Raw genomic sequence first — 2,730 nt, 5'->3', positions numbered from 1 at the left:
TCTTGCAGGAGGGGCGAATTCCGAATCGGCGCGTCGATCACGGACCTACCCGGCGGCGGTGTCACTCGTGGCTTGGCTCGAGCCGGAACACGGGTATGTGGCGATCGAAACGAGCTGTTGCCGTGCGATAGTCGCCGTATCCCGCATAGACATGCTCCGCGAGCGCGTACAGGCGGTCGTATTCGGTGGGGTCGGTGATCTCGCGGGCCACGAATGCATCGTCGCCGAATTTGCATTCGGGGTGCGCGATCAGGTTGTGGTACCAGTGCGGATGTCGGGACCCGCCGTAGTTCGAGGCGATCAGGATCGGGCTGTCCCCGTCGTGGAAGTAGGTCAGCTGAACTTCGTGGGCTCGACCGGATCGGGCGCCGGTGGTCGTCAAGGGTGCCGTCGCGACCGTCCACGGCCGAGACATGAGCCATCCGCGCGTGGCGCGGTACATCCACGGATCGATGCGGCGGGCGACGGTGTGCGCGTACCACTGTCCGTATCGGCTGCGGCCGAAACGCACGATCGCCCGGTACAGCGGACTGCGCACCGCGTGAGGGTCCACGTAATGCAGTGGCATGTCTATTGACGCTACGCGTCCGGGTGTATCGACGCTACGCGTCCGGGTGAATCGCGGATTGGTTCGACCGGGTCGAAACCCCCTGACCGGCCACGATCAGGACCGTGCCCACAGCGTCCACAGCGTCCACAGCGCCCACAGCTCCCCCGACCCGCCCGCACCGTGACGTGACCGGTCACCGCAGCGGATCGAAGGCGCGCAGCAGCGGATCCGGTGCGCCGGTCATCGCCGCAGCAAGCATCCGTCCGGTCATCGGCCCGAGCGCAACACCCCACATGCCGTGGCCCCCGGCGACGAACACCCGCGGCGACCGCGTCGCACCCACCAGCGGCAGACCGTCCGGTGTGCACGGGCGGGAACCGACCCATTGCTCTTTCCTCGCGGACCAGTCGATGCCGCGGAGCAACGGCCGGGTCGCATCGACGATCGCCCGCACCCGCCGCGGATCGAACGGTGCGTCGGGGCCGCGGAATTCCATCATCCCGGCTATCCGCAACCGGTCGTGCAGTGGCGTGCACGCCACCCGCTGGGCGGGGAAATAGATCGGGTTCTTCGGCAGAGCGGTGGGACGCACGCTGAAGCTGTATCCGCGGCCCGCCTGCACGATCGTCCGCACCCCGAACGGGCCGGCCAGTTCCCCCAGATGTGCGCCCGTTGCGAGTACCACCGCATCCGCCGAACGCGACGTACCGTCCGGGGCCACGACCTCGGCAGTATCGACGCGCGAGCGGATCGTGTCGGCGTCGAACCCCACGACGATCTCGCCGCCGCGGTCGCGAACCGATTCGGCCAGCGCAGCGAGAAACTGCGGGGGGTCGACGAACCGCTGACCGTGGATGCGCACCCCGCCCCGGATCGCGTCGCCGAGCAGCGGTTCGATCGACCGGGCGGTGTCGCCGTCGAGGATGTCGTAGTCGACCTCACCGCCGGCCGCGCGAACCTGTTCGAACTCGTCGAGCAGGTTCCGCCGATCGGTCTCGGAGACGAACGCGGCCAGGAACGGATCGGCGGTGCGGATCCGGTCGGCGAGTCCGCCGCGGCTCAACTCGTCGTACGCGTCCGATGCCACCCGGTTCGCCTCGACGAACACGGTCATCGCGTGCCGCCATCGACGGGGTGTGCAGTTGCGGCCGAAGCCGGCGAGGAACCGCAGTAACCGCACGTCCGCGGTCGGCGGGACATACACCGGAGACGACGGTGTCAGCGCCGATCGTAGTCCGTAGCGCAGGATCGACGGCTCGGGCAGTGGCAGTGTCAACGCCGGAGCCAGCCACCCCGCGTTGCCCCACGACGCGTCCGCCCCGACGTCCGTGCGGTCGAGCACCACGACCTCGATCCCGCGTTCCTGCAGAAACCACGCGGTGGACAACCCGACGACACCGGCACCGACGACGATCACCCGACGAACGGTCACCACGCACTCCCGTTCACGAAGTCCCATCCGTCTCCATCATGGACCGCGCGAACACAATCCGGCCGGCGAATGCCCGCGCGGTGTCAGTCCCGGTCGGGTCGATTCTCGAGTTCCCGGATCCGTTCCGCAGCCTCTCCGAGACGTTTGCGCCGCGCCTTCGCGTCGGACTTCTTCAACTCCTCGTACGTCTCCTCGTCGTCGTCGCTGTAGTGCAGGAACAAGCGCGGCGCGCCGAGAGTGACGATGAGCGTCGGCCACACCATCCACGCATAGTCCCAGTCGACGACGATCTGCAGGACCAGGAACACCACCAGGGTGATCCCGATGATCAGCCAGTCCAATGATTCGACGAGGTTGCCCCGCGACCGCAGCGACGCGAGTTCCGCCTCGGCGGCCTCGGATGCGGGAAGACTGTCGCGCACCGCCGGTGCGGTCGAGGCGACCTTCCGGACATGACCGTCGATCTGTTCGAGGGGGAGTCCACCGGGTAGCCCCCGGAACGGTTCGCGGACCGCACCGAGGGTGCGTGCGGCGGCGACGTCCGCGGACCTGTCGTAGAACTCGGTGCTGTCGAGCCGGCCGGCGGCATAGTGGTCGCCGAGGGCGTTCAGGGCGTGCATGCGCTCGTCGTCGCTGAGCAGAAGGTCGTCGTGTTCGGAGTCGCCGGTCATGGGGGCCGCACTTTCACTGTCGATGATCTTGTGACTCGGTCCCCGAGTTTACCGAGGCATGGTGTGCCGTTGTGGCC

3 protein-coding genes are annotated in these 2,730 nt (G+C 67.9%); all 3 read right to left on the bottom strand.

The window, feature by feature from the left end; genetic code table 11:
* Nucleotides 1–61 precede the first annotated feature (61 nt).
* The 3 genes from WAX14_RS06745 to WAX14_RS06735 all read right to left on the bottom strand — a co-directional run bounded on the left by WAX14_RS06745 (nt 62) and on the right by WAX14_RS06735 (nt 2,653).
* Nucleotides 62–568, bottom strand: a complete 507-nt coding sequence (locus tag WAX14_RS06745; protein WP_422627322.1) for a nitroreductase/quinone reductase family protein — start codon at nt 566–568, stop codon at nt 62–64.
* Between the two features lie 175 nt (nt 569–743).
* On the bottom strand, nt 744–2,009 hold the full coding sequence (locus WAX14_RS06740) for an NAD(P)/FAD-dependent oxidoreductase (protein WP_422627321.1): 1,266 nt from the start codon (nt 2,007–2,009) through the stop codon (nt 744–746).
* Between the two features lie 56 nt (nt 2,010–2,065).
* Nucleotides 2,066–2,653 carry a DUF1707 SHOCT-like domain-containing protein gene (locus tag WAX14_RS06735; RefSeq protein WP_422627320.1) on the bottom strand — a complete coding sequence of 196 codons (588 nt, stop codon included), beginning with the start codon at nt 2,651–2,653 and terminating at the stop codon, nt 2,066–2,068.
* Nucleotides 2,654–2,730: the final 77 nt, after the last annotated feature.

The sequence above is a fragment of the Rhodococcus sp. (in: high G+C Gram-positive bacteria) genome (genome assembly GCF_049299235.1).
Lineage (GTDB): Bacteria > Actinomycetota > Actinomycetes > Mycobacteriales > Mycobacteriaceae > Rhodococcus.
This window is presented reverse-complemented; position numbering and strand designations above follow the sequence as displayed.